This is a genomic window from Sphingomonas sp. ID1715 (assembly GCF_013044515.1).
Lineage (GTDB): Bacteria > Pseudomonadota > Alphaproteobacteria > Sphingomonadales > Sphingomonadaceae > Sphingomonas_B.
Genome location: NZ_JABEPR010000003.1, coordinates 326,189 through 339,692, shown reverse-complemented (window position 1 = coordinate 339,692; position 13,504 = coordinate 326,189). Strand labels below are relative to the sequence as shown.

Genomic DNA, 13,504 nt, shown 5'->3' with positions numbered 1-13,504 from the left:
CACGAAAGCGCACCTTGTCGGCACGCCCCGCCGGCGATCACCAAAGGCTGCACTGAAATGAAGGAGTGATGATGCGTTTCCTTGTTCTTGCCGCCTCCCTGGTCACCGCTCCAGCCCTTGGGCAGGAAGCGCCAGCCCAACCCTGCGCGCGTTTTGCTGCCTTTGCCCCCACCAAGGCGCCGGACCTGCAGGGGCTCTGGGATTTCGTGATGGACGCGGGTCCGCAGCTGTCGCGCGGCTATATGGCCATAGGGCCGATCGATGGTGGCTGGGCCGGATCTTTGACGCCCTATTCCAACAACAGCCTTGCGATCCGCAGCGTGACCGTCGACGGCACGGCGGTAAAGCTGGTGGTCGCTTCGCGCGAAGCGGACGTGACCTTCACCGGTCAGCTCGTCGAAGGAGGCACGATGATGTGCGGAACGGTCGCTTATCATGGTGGCCGCATCTTCCCAATGATCGCGCGCCATCGCCCCCATCTCGTCTATCGTCCCGCCGGCTGAACCTATTTCCGGGCGATCCGCCACTTCTTGACCGCGTCCAGCGTGCCGGAGACATGGCCCTGCGGGCTCATCGCCGAGTAGGCGAAGACGATCTTGCCGTTGGGTGCGATCACGTACGATGTGCGGTTGGTCATGCCGGGACGGACCGGCAGCGCCACGTCATAGCCCTTGATCACGGCCGGCGTGGCGGTCGCGACCGCGAATTTGTTGCGGCATTCCTCGACCGAGAAGCGCTGCAGCTTGTCGAGCGTGTCGGCCGACATGCCGATCACGGTCGCGCCCAGCTTGTTGAACTCGGGCGTGGCCTCGGCGAAGTCGTGCGCTTCGACGGTGCAGCCGGGGGTGAAGGCGGCGGGGAAGAAATAGAGCACCACCGGCCCCTTCTTCAGCGCCTGCTTCAGCGTGAAGAAGAAGGGCTTGCCGGCGAGCGCGCCCTGGGTGGTGAAATCGGGTGCGGGAGCGCCGGGCGCGAGCGCCGCGGGCGCGGAACTGGTCACCAGAAGCAGCGACAGGCCGAGGATCGAACGGAACATGGGCGGCTCCTTGGAAGCTTCGGGGCGCCTCGACCTTAAGCGCCCCGAGCTTGCCGCGCCAGCCTCAGCTCGCCGCCCAGGCGGTGACGAGATAGCCAAGGATGGTGATCGGACCAAGGATCAGCAGCGCCATGAACAGCGCGAGGCGGACCAGTAGCGGGTCGATCCCGGTTGCATTTCCCACTCCCGCGCACACGCCCATCAGCTTGGCGTTGCCGCGATCGAGGCGGAATGCGGACATGATCTTAACTCCTGAACGAGAGGGCTTAGGCAACCATCGGGACGGCGGCAGGGCCGACTGCGGCGACGACGAACATGACACCAACGGCAACCGCGGCGACGACCGAAGCGACCGTGTCGAACTTGGAAGCGAAATAGGACATTTGAGAACTCCCTGATCGGCCGGTCGGACCATCCGCCCGGCTATGTCAGAGAGATTGCATGAGGCGTGCCAAGTCGCATTCGCGAGAGAGAAAAGCGCATTGGCCTGAAACGCCGTGGCGCGAATCGCCAATGCGGCGTGAAACTCGCTAAAGCTAGGCGGCCCTTGCGAAGGTGAGGAGCGGATAAAGCTCCTGCTCTTCGCGATCGATCCGCTTGGTGAGCGCGACGATCAACGCCTCTGCGGCTGCCCGATAGCCGGACCAATCGGCCGCGATGCGTTCCGCTGTCCATTCCCGGACATGGGCATGAAGCTGAGCGGTCAACTGTCCGAGTTCGGCCGCCATCTCCTTGCCGAGCGCCTCCGCGCGAGCGCCGCACTCCGGCAGCGCCGGGTAGAGATGGGCATTCTCATAGGCGATGTGGCCGGTGATCAGCCGCATCAGCCGCCAGCGACAATCCGCGAGCGCCTGTGGCTCCGGCCTGGCCTGGGCCAGGGCGTGACGATATTTCTGGGCGACATCGCGCAACTCCTGATGCTGCGCGCACATGATTTGAACTTGGGCGACCTTTTTCATTGTCGCCGAGACTGCCGCCAAAGAGTCAGTAAAGCCTTAAGAACGCAGCAGCATTTCCACTGACTTGGCCATCCGAACGTCGCGCTCCGACAGGCCGCCGGCGTCATGGGTGGTGAGCAGCATATCGACGCGGTTCCACACGTTCGACCATTCGGGATGATGGTCCAATTTCTCCGCGAGCAACGCGACGCGGGTCATGAACGCAAAGGCTTCGGAGAAATCCGCGAACAGGAAGCTGCGGGTGAGCGCGTCGCGCGCTTCGTCATAGTCCCATTCGCCCAGTGCATCGAGCGCTGCTGCCCGCTCCGCCTCGTTCAACTGCTCGACCATTGTCCGCATCCTCCTGCCTCGCCTATGCAGCGGCCATGGCCGAGCAGGCAAGCTACGCACCGGACGCGGACCAGATCGAACGGCTCGCCCGCGCCGCACTGGAGCGGCTGCCCGAAGCGTTCCGCGCGCATCTGGGCGACGTGGTCCTGCGCGTCGAGGAGTTTGCCGAGGATGCGGTGCTCGACGAACTCGGCATCGAAGATCCGTTCGAACTGACCGGCCTTTATTCGGGGCGTCCGCTGGGCGACAAATCGTCGAGCGATAGCGGCACCTTGCCCGACATGATCCACCTCTATCGCCGCCCGCTGCTCGACGAGTGGGTGGATACCGGCGTGTCGCTGGAAGCCCTCGTCACCCATGTGCTGGTGCATGAGGTGGGCCATCATTTCGGCCTGTCGGACGCGGACATGCACGCGCTGGAAGAAGCCGCCGGGTGACACGGCTCGCCTTTGACGATGTCGCGTGCCTGCGCGGCGGCCGGCTGCTGTTCGAAGGGGTCAGCTTTGCGCTGGCAGCGGGTGAAGCGGCGATCGTCACCGGGCCCAACGGCACGGGCAAGTCAAGCCTGTTGCGGATCGCGGCAGGATTGCTGGACGCCTTCGCGGGGCGGGTCGAACGGAGCGGAGCCGTCGCGCTGGCCGACGAGAATCTGGCGCTCGATCGCGAATGGCCGCTCGAGCATGCGCTGGGTTTCTGGGCCGGATTGGATGGACGACGCCATCATCTCTCCGGCGCGATGACGACCATGGGCCTGGCCCATCTGGCTCCCGTCCCGGTGCGGATGCTCTCGACCGGCCAGCGCAAGCGCGCCGCGCTGGTGCGCGTGATCGCCAGCGGCGCACCGATCTGGCTGCTCGATGAACCGACCAACGGCCTCGACGCCGAAGCCGTGGAGCGGCTGGAGCGGGCCTGCGCGGCGCATCAGGCGGAGGGTGGGATCGTGCTGGCGGCCACGCACCAGGCACTATCACTCAACAACTCTCACAACGTCCCACTACAACCGTTCGCTTCGAGCGAAGTCGAGAAGCGTATCTCGACTTCGCTCGATACGAACGGGCATGAGGTGGGCTGATGATCGCGCTGGTCCGCCGCGATCTGGGCCAGGCCTGGCGGGCTGGGGGCGTGATGCTGCCGGTGGTGTTCTTCCTCCTCGTGGCCACGCTGTTCGCCTTTGCAGTCGGACCCGATGCGCAGCTGCTCGCGCGCACGGGCGGGGGCGTGCTGTGGATGGCGGCGCTGCTCGCCGCCCTGTTGCCCGTCGATCGGCTCGTCGAGCCTGACCGGCTGAGCGGGGTGCTCGATCAGCTCGCCGTTCGGGGCCATTCCGACGAAACGATCGCCGTCGCCAAGCTCGCCGCGCACTGGCTGAGCTTCGGACCGCCGCTGATGATCTCGGTGCTGCCCGCCGCTGCGCTCCTGCGGGTCGACACGCCCACCCTGATCCGTCTCGAACTGGGTCTCGCGATCGGCACGCCGGCACTGGCAGCGCTGGCGCTGACCACGGCGGCGCTGACGGCAGGTCTGCGCGGTGCGGGCGCGCTCGGCGGACTGCTGATGCTGCCGCTGGCCGTGCCGGTCCTGATCTTCGGCGCCGGCGCGCTGACCGATGGCAGCGGCAGCGCGCTCAAGCTGCTGGCCGCAGTGTCGCTGCTGCTGGTGGCCGGCGCCCCCTTCGCCGCCGGAGCCGCGCTGCGGGCTGCCCGAACCTGAAGAACTACCTCGTCATTCCCGCACAAGCGGGAACCCAGTGGTGAAGGAATAAGGCTGGGTCCGCGCTTTCGCGGGGATGACGAAAGAGGGGTCAGCCGCGCAAGGTCGCGCCGAGCTTCGCCGCAGCGGCCACGATCTTCGCGGAAATCGCGGAGAGCTCCTCCTCGTTGAAGCTCTTCTCGCCCGGCTGCAGCGTCACCTCGACGGCGAGCGACTTCTGCCCCTCTGGCACGCCGGATCCGGTGAAGAGATCGAACAGCCGTGCGGCCGTGATGGTCGCCTTGTCCGCACCCCGAATGGCGCGAACCAGATCACCGGCCGCCAGCTCTGCCGGCACCAGAAAGGCATAGTCCCGAGTGACCGGCTGCAGCGCCGGCGGCGTATAGGGTGTCCGCATCCGCCCGGCACCCCGCCTGGCCGGAATGGCGTCGAGGAAAATCTCGCCGGCAACGACGCTGCCCTCTAGATCGAAGGCGCGCGCGAGCGTGGGGTGGAGGGTGCCGAACTCCGCCAGCACGGTCTTCGGACCAAGCCGCAGGGTCGCCGATTGGCCCGGGTGATAGGCGGACGAGGCGTCGCCCATCACCTGCAAATTGTCGACCGGCGCGCCGGCGGCGTCCAGCAGCGCCATCACTTCGGCCTTGCCGTCAAAGGCGTCGAACGCTTGCGCCTTGCCCGTCTGCCAGCCGCGGGCGCCGCGTTCACCGGCCAGAACGAAGCCGACCGTGGGCCGCTCGGCATCGGCCAGGTAGCGGCGACCGACCTCGAACAGCCGCACCGATTTGGCGCCGCGATCGAGATTGCGCTGCGCCGCACTAAGCAGGCCGATCAGCAGCGACGGGCGCATGACCTTCATGTCCTCGCTGATCGGATTGTCCAGCGTCCAGGCGCCGCCGCCCAGCGCCGCGGCCTGTCGCTCGGACACGAAGCTCCAGGTAATCGCCTCGTTCAGCCCGCGCGCGGCAGCGGTGCGCCGCACGCGGCGTTCGGTCAGCTGCTGGGGCGTGGCGGTCGGCTTGGCGACGCCATCGGCACGCGGCAGCGGGGTAGAGGGCACCAGATCGATGCCGACGATCCGAACCACTTCCTCGACGAGATCGGCCGGGCCGTCCACATCGCGCCGCCACGTCGGCACGGTCACGTCCCAGTCGGGCGAGACGACGAAGCCCAGCCGCTCGAGGATCGCGCGCTGCTCCTCGGCCGGCACGTTCAACCCGCCGAGCGCAACGCACAACGCCGGGTCGTAGCGCAGCAGCTTCGGCTCGGCCGGCGGGCTCCCCGCGCGCACGACTTCCGACGCTTCGCCGCCGCAGATGTCGAGAATATATCCGGTCAGGATCGCGACCGCATCGTCGAGGAAAGCGGGATCGACGCCGCGTTCGAAACGGGCGCGCGCGTCCGAGGTGAGCGCCAGCGCCTGGCCCGTGCGCGCGATCCGTTCCGGCCTGAAATAGGCGACTTCGAGCAGAATGTCGGTGGTGTCGTCCGCCACACCCGAATGCTCGCCGCCCATGATTCCGCCAATGTCGTGCACGCCGGCATCGTCCGCGATCACGGTCATTTCGGGCGTCAGCGCATAGTCCTTGCCGTTGAGCGCGGTCACGGTTTCGCCGGCCATGGCGCGCCGCGCCACCACGGCGCCGGTCAGCTTCGCCAGATCATAAGCGTGGCTCGGCCGGCCATGGTCGAGCATCACATAATTGGTCACGTCGACAATGGCCGAGATCGGCCGTTGCCCGACGGTCTTGAGCCGCCGCTGCAGCCAGTCGGGCGATGCCCCGTTGCGCACGCCTCGGATCACGCGACCGTAGAAGGCGGGGCAGCCTTCGGGATCGTCGGTGCGCACCTCGATAGGAGGAGCGAAGCCGCCGTCGACGTCCGGCACCCGGAGCGGCTTGAGCGTGCCCAGCCCGGCCGCGGCCAGGTCGCGCGCGATGCCGCGAACGCCCATGCAATCCTGCCGATTGGGCGTGACGGCGATGTCGATGACGGGATCATCGAAGCCCGACCAGGCGGCGAAACTCGCGCCGACCGGCGCGTCGGCGGCAAGTTCGATGATGCCGTCATGATCCTCGCCGAGCTCCAGCTCGCGCGCGGAGCACATCATGCCGCGGCTTTCGACGCCGCGGATCGCCGCGACCTTCAGCGTGATGCCGGAGCCCGGGACATAGGCGCCGGGCGCACCGAACACGCCGACCAGCCCGGCGCGCGCATTCGGGGCGCCGCAGACGACCTGCATCGGCCCGTCGCCGGCATCGACCGAGAGCACCTGCAGTTTGTCCGCCTGCGGGTGCCGCTCGGCGGTCAACACCTTCGCGATGCGGAAGGCAGCGAGCTTTTCGGCCGGGTTCTCGACGCCCTCGACCTCCAGCCCGATCCGGGTCAGGGTGGCGACGATCTCGTCGAGGCTCGCGTCCGTGTCGAGATGGTCCTTCAGCCAGGAGAGGGTGAACTTCATGCGCCCACTCCGCCGCTCAAGGTCGGCACGTCCAGCGCCTGGAAGCCGTAATGTCTGAGCCAGCGCAGGTCGCCATCGAAGAAGGCGCGCAGATCGTCCATGCCATATTTGAGCATCGCCAGCCGGTCGACGCCGGTGCCGAAGGCGAAGCCGCTATATTCGTCCGGGTCGAGCCCGCAGGCGCGGATCACGCGCGGGTGGACGACGCCGGAGCCGAGCACTTCCATCCAGCCTTCCGAGCCGCCGATCACGCGCTTGCCGTCCTTGAGGCTGTAGCCGACGTCGACTTCGGCCGAGGGCTCGGTGAAGGGGAAATAGCTCGGCCGCAGCCGCAGCACGACGTCGTCGCGCTCGAAAAAGGCCTTGAGGAACGTCTCGAGCGTCCATTTCAGATGGCCGAGGTGAATGCCCCGATCGATGACCAGCCCTTCGATCTGGTGGAACATCGGCGTGTGGGTCGCATCGCTATCGGAGCGATAGACGCGGCCCGGCGCGATGACCCGGATCGGCGGCTGCTGTGAGGTCATCGTGCGGATCTGCACCGGCGAGGTGTGCGTGCGCAGCAGCATCCGCCTTCCATCACGGTCCATCTGGCCGGGGAAATAAAAGGTGTCGTGCATCGCCCGCGCCGGGTGCGTCTCCGGAATGTTGAGCGCGGTGAAATTGTGCCAGTCGTCCTCGATCTCGGGCCCGGTCGCGACGGCGAAGCCCATGTCGGCGAAGATCTCGGCCAGCTCGTCCATCACCTGGCTGACCGGGTGAACGGAGCCGCGCGGCCGTTCGGGCGCCGGCAGGCTGAGGTCTATCCGCTCCGACGCAAGCCGTGCTTCCAAAGCCGCACCCTCCAGCGCCGCCTTGCGCGAGGCGATCGCGTCGGAGACCGCTTCCCGCAGGCCGTTGATCCGCGGCCCCTCGCTCTGCCGCTGTTCCGGCGACATTCCGCCCAGGGATTTGAGCAGGGCGGTGACCTGCCCCTGCTTGCCGAGCAGGCGCACGCGCTCTGCATCCAGCGCCTCAAGCGTGGTCGCGGCCCCGATCGCGCTCAGCGCTTCGGCCTTGATCTGGTCGATATCCGTCATCGCTCGCTCCCAAAGCAAAAGGGAACGGGGGGCGCAAGCAAAGCGTCTTCGCACCTTGCTGTTGCCTGACCAAGCGATTCGCGGCCCGTTCAGGCCGAATCGGTCAGAGCGACGCCGTCCAGATCGCAAAGGAGGACAATATGCGTAAGTTTCTTCTGTCGGCCCTGATCGCCGCAACCGTCATGCCCGCAGCCGGCGCCGGGGCGCAGACCTATGGCGAAGCGCGCCGCAGCCAGGAGCGTGTCCGCCAGGAGCGCCAGGATCTTCGCGAGGCGCAGCGTTACGGCGATCGCCGGGACGTGCGCGAGCAGCGTGAAGACCTGCGCGACGCCCGTCGTGAGGCGCGCGAGGATTGGCGCGACTATCGTCGCAACAATCGCCAGGTTTACACCCTGCCCCGCTACTATGCGCCGCGCGGCCTGACCTATCGCCCGGCCCGGGTCGGGGTGGTGCTGAACCGCGGCTTTTACGGGCAGCGCTATCTGATCGCCAATCCGTATCGCTATCGTCTGCCTGCCGCCGCCGGCGTGCAGCGCTGGGTGCGCTATGGCAATGACGTATTGCTGGTGAACACCCGCAACGGCCGCGTGCTGCAGGTGATTCCGAACTTCTTCTACTGATACCCTTTCTCTTCGTCATTCCCGCGAAAGCGGGAACCCAGTCGTTCTCCGGGCAAGCTGGGCCCCCGCTTTCGCGGGGGTGACGAAGATTTTGTTTCGGCGGGAGCGAAGCTGTCCTATAGGTGCAACACAGCCTCATTTCGGAGTCCCTGATGCGCCTTGCCCTGCTGCTCGCTTCCGTTGCCCTTGCCCTGCCTCTGACCGCCGCTCCCGCCCAACCCGCGGCTGCCGCTCAAACCGACGCCAATGTCGCGCTGAAGACCCTTTTTCACGACAGTGACGAAGCCCAGCTGAAGCTGAACCCCGTGTCGGCGCTGTTCCGCGGCGACATGCGCTATGCCGATCGGCTCGGCGAGTTCGGCACCGACAATTACTACAACCAGTCACGCGCCGCAGCCGAAAGCGACCTGAAGCGGCTGCATGCGATCGACCGCGCCAAGCTCACCCCGACCAACCAGATCGCCTATGACGTGTTCGAGTGGCAGACCAAGGACACGCTGAAGGGGCTGTCGCCCGAAATCCTGCCGCTGACCGCGGTGCGGCCGATCGACCATTTCTTCGGCTTCCACGTCTTCTATCCGGGCCTTGCCTCGGGCAAGAGCGCGGCGCCGTTCAAGACGCTCACCGATTACGAGAACAACCTGAAGCGGCACCGCGATTACATCCGCGGTATCGACCAGGCGATCGTCCGCTTCCGGGAGGGCATGGCGAGTGGCGTCACCCAGCCCAAGCTGATCGTGAACAATGTCATCGATCAGCTGAACCTGCAGATCAATCAAGGCGTCGAGGGATCGACCTTCTACCTGCCGGCCAAGAACTTCCCCGACGCCATCTCAGCCGCCGACCAGGCGCGGCTGAAGACCGAATATGCCGCGATCATTCGCGACGGGATCCTGCCCGCCTATGTGCGCCTGCGCGATTTCCTGAAGAACGAATATCTGCCCGTCGCGCGCGAAGGCCAGGGGCTCGTTCATATGAAGGGCGGCGACCGGCTCTATGCCTATCTGATCGAGAGCAACACGACGCTGCCGATGACCGCCGACCAGATCCACAACCTCGGCCTGTCCGAGGTCGCGCGGATCAAGGGCGAAATGGAAGCGATCAAGACGAAGGTCGGCTTCCAGGGCGCGCTGCCGCAGTTCTTCGAATATCTGCGCACCGATGCCAAGTTCAAGCCGAAGGACCGCGAGTCCTACCTCCAGGGCTATTACGACATCGGCAAGCGGGTCGACGCGCGCATCCGCGAGCAATTCTCGACCATCCCCAAGACGCCGCTCGAGATTCGCTATTACGAGCCCTATCGCGAGAAGACTTCGGCGGGCGGCAGCTACGAGCCGGGTTCGCCCGACGGCAAGCGGCCGGGCGTTTTCTATTTCAACGCCTATGACCTGCCGTCGCGCTCACTGAACGGCATGGAGACGCTCTACCTGCACGAAGGCGCGCCGGGCCATCACTTCCAGATCGCGTTGGCTTTCGAGAATACCGAGCTGCCGGCGTTCATGCGCTTCGGCGGCAACACCGCCTATGCCGAAGGCTGGGGCCTTTATGCCGAGTCGCTCTACAAGGAGCTCGGCATGGAGACCGACCCTTATCAGCGGATGGGCGGCCTGCAGGACGAGATGCTGCGCGCGATGCGGCTGGTCGTCGACAGCGGCATCCATGCCAAGGGTTGGACGCGCGATCAGGCGATCGAATATATGCTCGCCAACTCGTCGATGAGCCGCACGGAAGCGACCGCCGAGGTCGAACGCTACATAGCCATCCCCGGCCAGGCGCTCGCCTACAAGGTCGGACAGCTTACCATTTCGCGGCTGAAGGCGAAGGCGCAGAAGGAGCTGGGCGCGAAGTTCGACCCGCGCGAGTTCCACGCTCAGGTGCTGATGACCGGGGCGCTGCCGATGGCGGTGCTGGAAAAGAAGATCGACAGCTGGATCGCCGCCAAGAAGCGGGCCTGACCTATCGGGGTGGGTAGCGCTGCGAGCGGACGTCTGCGGACCAGATGTTTCGCCCCCCTTATTAAGTGCAGTCGCTACCCACGCCCGCCCCTCGACGTGAGGGGAAGCTCAATCATTCGCCACCGGCTGCCGGACGTCGATCAGCAACGAGGCGCCGGTGCCGGCGATGCGCACCTGCCCATAATCGCGCGCCAGCAGCGGCTTTTCGAAGCGCACCCGCGTCCACTCCTTCAGCTCTGCGCGCGGCGTGTCTGCGAGAACCGCCAGTGTGAGGCACAGGATGTCTGGCTCGCCCGCCCGTGACCGGCCTTCCTTCAGGAAAGCCTGCGCATAGGGATGGGTGCATACCTCGCCCCGAACGATCAGTTTTGGCACCGCGCCCGGACGCACCACCGCCGACCAGCCCCTTGTCTCCCGTTTCATGGCGTCATCTCCCGATTAGGAGGACAAGGGCGGGCTCCCGCTCCAGTCGCGGACTGGCCCGACGCGCCTGCGGCGCGCGTGACGCGCCGTGCCGAGGACAAGCAGCACGATCATCGGATAGCTCCAGGCGGCCAGCAGGATCGCATAGGCGACCGGCTCGATCCCGTGGTCCATGCCGCGCACCAGATGCGCACCGGTGCCCAGCACATGGAACGCGGCGAGCCAGAGCGGCCAGAACCGATCCGCGTAGAGCGCCACCGCGATCAACACCGTCAGCAGCGCGACGTCGATCGCCAGTACACCCCAGTCGACCGAGACGAACCGCTCCGCGAACGGCTGATAGGCCAGCCGCGTCAGCAGCCCCGCCAGCAGCAACGAGATGCCGACGATCCGCTCCGGCACGCCGCCGCGCCACACGGCATAGCCGGAGGCGAGCAGGAGCAGGAGGTTGAAGATGATAACCCGTTCCACGCTCGCGCTCCTGCCCCTTTGCCTTACGCCACCACCTTGAGATGCACCGGACGCGCCGGTTCCGCCGAAGCCATGGGCGGGCATTCCGATTCGTCGCCGAAGCTGCGCACGCCAATGCTCGCCGGCAGCTGGGCCAGGGCCGCATGCGCCTCGATCAGCTTCTGACGCACGCGGACCAGATCGGCCGTCGCATCCATCACCATCTGGATTTCCGACAGTCCGGTGTTGATCGGCAAATTGGCCTTGGCACGCGCATCAATCATCGTGCGCAGGCACTCTGCGCCCAAGAACGCAGCCATATCCGCTGCCGCCTCAAGCTTACGGAAATCCGCGGCCACCCGTTCGACCGCCTCGCGTCGTTGCTTCAGCATGCTCGTCACTCCCTCGTCGCGGCGCCGGGCGCCTTGGCGTCACCGGGCGGGAGCGGTCCGTTGCGCGTGGGCGAGGCTGGACAGGGTTTGCCCAAGGTTCAGCAACGCCATCGACGACATCGAGATGAGGAAGATCAGTGCCACGATCACCCCCAGGCGCTGCGCCTTGGTGAGCGGGTTCCGCGCTTCGTCACCGCCCCCGGTCGCAGGGGCAATGCCCAACAGCCGGCGAACGAGCCACCACGGCTCGTCAGCGGCAGTTCGACTGGAGGAACGCTCGGTGGGAAGGTCGATTGGTTCGGATGTGGTCTGTTCGTATGCGGATACGCCTTCCTCGGCGGCCAGCATCCGGGCGGCGACGAAGCGCGTCGTGACGCCGAGGATCTGGACGGCGCGCTCGATCCGCTTGTCGACGGCCGATGGCGAGATGCCGACGATTTCGGCGATCTCCTTGGAGTTATGGTGCGCGTAGACGAGGCGCAGGCATTCGCGCTGAGCTTCGGTCAATTGGTCGAGCGCACCTCTGGCCATGGCGCCCCTCTTAACTCGTGCGGCGATGCGCTCCAAGCAAAGCTGAACGTGGTCGGACTCGGCGCTTCCGGACCCTGTCCGGGAAGCGCCGGTCAGGCAGCCACCTTGAGCGCGGCGCTGTCCTGCAACTCGATCACGCGCAGATAATTGGCGAGCCGGTTGCGTTCCAGCGAGGCGAGGAGCGGGTTGCGATGCCAGGGCAGCACGAAGCGGCCGAGCGATTCGGCCCACGGTGCGGCGTGGTCGAACAGGATGCCCAGCCCGAACACCGCCGGAACCTGCGCCAAGGCCATTTCGCGTCCCGCTTCGGACATGAAGTCCTCGACGGCGGTCAGCACGCCGTTGCGCGGTCCGCCCTCGGTCGTGGCCCAGGCGAACTGGCCCATGCCACGAAAGCCGCCGCCGGGCAGCAGCTGGGTGCGGTCGAGGACGGTGCCCCCTTCATAGTCATAGGGCTGGCGGAACTCAGGCGGAATGCGATCGGGAGCGTAGTAGGAATCGCGCCGGCCGCAGGGCCATGCCACGTCGTGCAGGAAGACGAGCATCGGCTTGCCGTCGCGCCGGCAGACCTCGTCAATTTCCTTGAGCTCGTGATAGACCGTATACCAATTGTGGTCGCCGTCGATGAACCAGGCATCGACCTGCTCGCAGCCTGCGATCACGTCGAGGCTGGGAGAAGCCAGGTGGCGGACATGCGGATTGGCTGCGACCCAGGTGATAAACTCGTTCTTGGGGGACGGATCGATGCTGGTCAGCGTGCCGCCGCGCTCGGCCGCCTGCGCCGCCAGCAGCGGCGTGGTGCCGCCGAACTCTGCGCCGATCTCGACGATGTTGGCGGCTTCGGTGACCTGCAGCGCACCGGCGATGATCGGCGCGAACTCCGCCATGGAATGGATCAGCAGGTCGGCCATCAACTCTCTCCCAGGGATCAGGAGAGCCTGCCTAAGCGAACAAGGTATCCGAGCCGTTAACCAAGCGACCCGGACGCGGCGTGCCGTCGCAACTTCAGGGGCGCGAGCCGCAGCGCCAGGGCCAGCAGCAGCAATGTAACGCCATAGGCGCCCTGCGCCATCCGCTCCGTCCCCTCGAGCAGGCGCCCCAGATAAGATTGGAAGAAGATCAGCCAGACATACCAGGTGCCGATGAGGTGCAGCCGCTTCCACCAGCGGCCGAGCCTCCGCTGCGCGGCATCGGTGGAGGTCAGCGCCATCGCGACGATCAGCGCATAACCGAGGCCGCCGCCTACGATGCTGATGAGCGCCGGCTCTTCGCCCGAGACGATGAACCAGCGCGTAAGCGCGCCGAGATGGACCAGATGGGCGGCCGCGAAGCTCAGCCCGAGCCCGCGCCGGTTGGTCATCAATGTCCGGGCGACGGGGCCGGCGAGCCGGCACATGGCGCTCGCCGCGAACACGGTGGCGAAGATCAGGACCGAGAGCCGTGCCGTCCAGCGGGCGGCGTAGAGCCAGCCCTCTGCGCCCGTTCCGTGCACCGCCAGTGCAAGCAGCACCGCAGCCGATGCTGCTGCCAAGCCGAAGCCGAACAAAGTGGACGCCCGCAT

Annotated in this window: 18 protein-coding genes; 6 read left to right on the top strand and 12 right to left on the bottom strand. The window is 66.5% G+C overall.

The annotated features are described in order from the left end of the window. The first annotated feature begins 71 nt into the window (after positions 1–71). Complete coding sequence (locus HJG53_RS10825) at positions 72–503, top strand: hypothetical protein (RefSeq protein WP_171130392.1); 432 nt, start codon at positions 72–74, stop codon at positions 501–503. Positions 504–505: 2 nt separating this feature from the next. Here HJG53_RS10825 and HJG53_RS10820 read toward each other — a convergent pair whose 3' ends face one another. From HJG53_RS10820 to HJG53_RS10805, 4 genes are all read right to left on the bottom strand, one after another. Next, positions 506–1,036 (bottom strand): peroxiredoxin, encoded by a 531-nt coding sequence (locus HJG53_RS10820; protein ID WP_171130390.1) that lies wholly within the window; start codon positions 1,034–1,036, stop codon positions 506–508. Positions 1,037–1,100: 64 nt separating this feature from the next. Further along, complete coding sequence (locus HJG53_RS10815) at positions 1,101–1,277, bottom strand: PspC domain-containing protein (RefSeq protein ID WP_171130388.1); 177 nt, start codon at positions 1,275–1,277, stop codon at positions 1,101–1,103. Between the two features lie 295 nt (positions 1,278–1,572). Then, entirely contained in the window at positions 1,573–1,995 is a 423-nt protein-coding gene (locus HJG53_RS10810) for a hemerythrin domain-containing protein (RefSeq protein WP_171130386.1), read from the bottom strand. A gap of 36 nt (positions 1,996–2,031) precedes the next feature. Continuing rightward, complete coding sequence (locus HJG53_RS10805) at positions 2,032–2,325, bottom strand: 4a-hydroxytetrahydrobiopterin dehydratase (RefSeq protein WP_171130384.1); 294 nt, start codon at positions 2,323–2,325, stop codon at positions 2,032–2,034. A gap of 35 nt (positions 2,326–2,360) precedes the next feature. Here HJG53_RS10805 and HJG53_RS10800 point away from each other — a divergent pair, with 35 nt between their 5' ends. From HJG53_RS10800 to HJG53_RS10790, 3 genes are read left to right on the top strand one after another with little or no spacing between them, the layout of a single operon-like run. Further along, on the top strand, positions 2,361–2,762 hold the full coding sequence (locus HJG53_RS10800) for a metallopeptidase family protein (RefSeq protein ID WP_171130382.1): 402 nt from the start codon (positions 2,361–2,363) through the stop codon (positions 2,760–2,762). Further along, positions 2,759–3,397 carry a heme ABC exporter ATP-binding protein CcmA gene (ccmA, locus tag HJG53_RS10795; RefSeq protein WP_171130380.1) on the top strand — a complete coding sequence of 213 codons (639 nt, stop codon included), beginning with the start codon at positions 2,759–2,761 and terminating at the stop codon, positions 3,395–3,397. The genes HJG53_RS10800 and ccmA overlap by 4 nt, the downstream gene beginning before the upstream one ends. Continuing rightward, positions 3,397–4,035 (top strand): heme exporter protein CcmB, encoded by a 639-nt coding sequence (locus HJG53_RS10790; protein ID WP_171130377.1) that lies wholly within the window; start codon positions 3,397–3,399, stop codon positions 4,033–4,035. Before ccmA ends, HJG53_RS10790 begins: the two co-directional genes overlap by 1 nt. Before the next feature lie 91 nt (positions 4,036–4,126). On the opposite strand, the gene pheT is transcribed toward HJG53_RS10790, so the two are convergent. Continuing rightward, positions 4,127–6,493: a phenylalanine--tRNA ligase subunit beta gene (gene pheT / locus HJG53_RS10785; protein WP_171130375.1), complete on the bottom strand. Its 2,367-nt coding sequence runs from the start codon at positions 6,491–6,493 to the stop codon at positions 4,127–4,129. Beyond that, a complete protein-coding gene (gene pheS / locus HJG53_RS10780; RefSeq protein ID WP_171130373.1) occupies positions 6,490–7,572 on the bottom strand; it encodes a phenylalanine--tRNA ligase subunit alpha in 1,083 nt (360 codons plus the stop codon). The genes pheT and pheS overlap by 4 nt, the downstream gene beginning before the upstream one ends. 140 nt (positions 7,573–7,712) lie before the next feature. Here pheS and HJG53_RS10775 point away from each other — a divergent pair, with 140 nt between their 5' ends. Together HJG53_RS10775 and HJG53_RS10770 are read left to right on the top strand one after the other, a co-directional pair. After that, the gene (locus HJG53_RS10775) at positions 7,713–8,192 is read left to right on the top strand and encodes an RcnB family protein (protein ID WP_171130371.1); all 480 of its coding nucleotides are present in this window, start codon (positions 7,713–7,715) and stop codon (positions 8,190–8,192) included. Positions 8,193–8,344: 152 nt separating this feature from the next. Beyond that, on the top strand, positions 8,345–10,147 hold the full coding sequence (locus tag HJG53_RS10770; protein WP_171130369.1) for a DUF885 family protein: 1,803 nt from the start codon (positions 8,345–8,347) through the stop codon (positions 10,145–10,147). Between the two features lie 108 nt (positions 10,148–10,255). Here HJG53_RS10770 and HJG53_RS10765 read toward each other — a convergent pair whose 3' ends face one another. The 6 genes from HJG53_RS10765 to HJG53_RS10740 are packed head-to-tail and all read right to left on the bottom strand — an operon-like array spanning position 10,256 to position 13,504. After that, positions 10,256–10,570, bottom strand: coding sequence for a hypothetical protein (locus HJG53_RS10765; protein ID WP_171130367.1), 315 nt, complete (start codon positions 10,568–10,570; stop codon positions 10,256–10,258). Positions 10,571–10,585: 15 nt separating this feature from the next. After that, the gene (locus HJG53_RS10760; protein ID WP_171130365.1) at positions 10,586–11,041 is read right to left on the bottom strand and encodes a hypothetical protein; all 456 of its coding nucleotides are present in this window, start codon (positions 11,039–11,041) and stop codon (positions 10,586–10,588) included. A 23-nt stretch (positions 11,042–11,064) separates the two neighbouring features. Next, on the bottom strand, positions 11,065–11,412 hold the full coding sequence (locus HJG53_RS10755) for a hypothetical protein (RefSeq protein ID WP_171130363.1): 348 nt from the start codon (positions 11,410–11,412) through the stop codon (positions 11,065–11,067). A gap of 39 nt (positions 11,413–11,451) precedes the next feature. Beyond that, positions 11,452–11,979 carry a helix-turn-helix transcriptional regulator gene (locus tag HJG53_RS10750; protein ID WP_171130362.1) on the bottom strand — a complete coding sequence of 176 codons (528 nt, stop codon included), beginning with the start codon at positions 11,977–11,979 and terminating at the stop codon, positions 11,452–11,454. 56 nt (positions 11,980–12,035) lie between these two features. Then, positions 12,036–12,854 (bottom strand): class I SAM-dependent methyltransferase, encoded by an 819-nt coding sequence (locus HJG53_RS10745; protein ID WP_171130360.1) that lies wholly within the window; start codon positions 12,852–12,854, stop codon positions 12,036–12,038. 56 nt (positions 12,855–12,910) lie between these two features. Continuing rightward, entirely contained in the window at positions 12,911–13,504 is a 594-nt protein-coding gene (locus HJG53_RS10740) for a hypothetical protein (RefSeq protein WP_171130358.1), read from the bottom strand.

Excerpts from the sequence above, each read along its gene's own strand:
- HJG53_RS10805 (WP_171130384.1), bottom strand. The coding sequence starts at position 2,325 with ATGGTCGAGCAGTTGAACGAGGCGGAGCGGGCAGCAGCGCTCGATGCA.
- HJG53_RS10775 (WP_171130371.1), top strand. The coding sequence starts at position 7,713 with ATGCGTAAGTTTCTTCTGTCGGCCCTGATCGCCGCAACCGTCATGCCC.
- HJG53_RS10790 (WP_171130377.1), top strand. The coding sequence starts at position 3,397 with ATGATCGCGCTGGTCCGCCGCGATCTGGGCCAGGCCTGGCGGGCTGGG.
- HJG53_RS10755 (WP_171130363.1), bottom strand. The coding sequence starts at position 11,412 with ATGCTGAAGCAACGACGCGAGGCGGTCGAACGGGTGGCCGCGGATTTC.
- HJG53_RS10810 (WP_171130386.1), bottom strand. The coding sequence starts at position 1,995 with ATGAAAAAGGTCGCCCAAGTTCAAATCATGTGCGCGCAGCATCAGGAG.
- HJG53_RS10740 (WP_171130358.1), bottom strand. The coding sequence starts at position 13,504 with ATGCGGGCGTCCACTTTGTTCGGCTTCGGCTTGGCAGCAGCATCGGCT.
- HJG53_RS10765 (WP_171130367.1), bottom strand. The coding sequence starts at position 10,570 with ATGAAACGGGAGACAAGGGGCTGGTCGGCGGTGGTGCGTCCGGGCGCG.
- HJG53_RS10820 (WP_171130390.1), bottom strand. The coding sequence starts at position 1,036 with ATGTTCCGTTCGATCCTCGGCCTGTCGCTGCTTCTGGTGACCAGTTCC.
- HJG53_RS10745 (WP_171130360.1), bottom strand. The coding sequence starts at position 12,854 with ATGGCCGACCTGCTGATCCATTCCATGGCGGAGTTCGCGCCGATCATC.
- HJG53_RS10815 (WP_171130388.1), bottom strand. The coding sequence starts at position 1,277 with ATGTCCGCATTCCGCCTCGATCGCGGCAACGCCAAGCTGATGGGCGTG.
- HJG53_RS10825 (WP_171130392.1), top strand. The coding sequence starts at position 72 with ATGCGTTTCCTTGTTCTTGCCGCCTCCCTGGTCACCGCTCCAGCCCTT.
- HJG53_RS10800 (WP_171130382.1), top strand. The coding sequence starts at position 2,361 with ATGGCCGAGCAGGCAAGCTACGCACCGGACGCGGACCAGATCGAACGG.
- pheT (WP_171130375.1), bottom strand. The coding sequence starts at position 6,493 with ATGAAGTTCACCCTCTCCTGGCTGAAGGACCATCTCGACACGGACGCG.
- HJG53_RS10770 (WP_171130369.1), top strand. The coding sequence starts at position 8,345 with ATGCGCCTTGCCCTGCTGCTCGCTTCCGTTGCCCTTGCCCTGCCTCTG.
- pheS (WP_171130373.1), bottom strand. The coding sequence starts at position 7,572 with ATGACGGATATCGACCAGATCAAGGCCGAAGCGCTGAGCGCGATCGGG.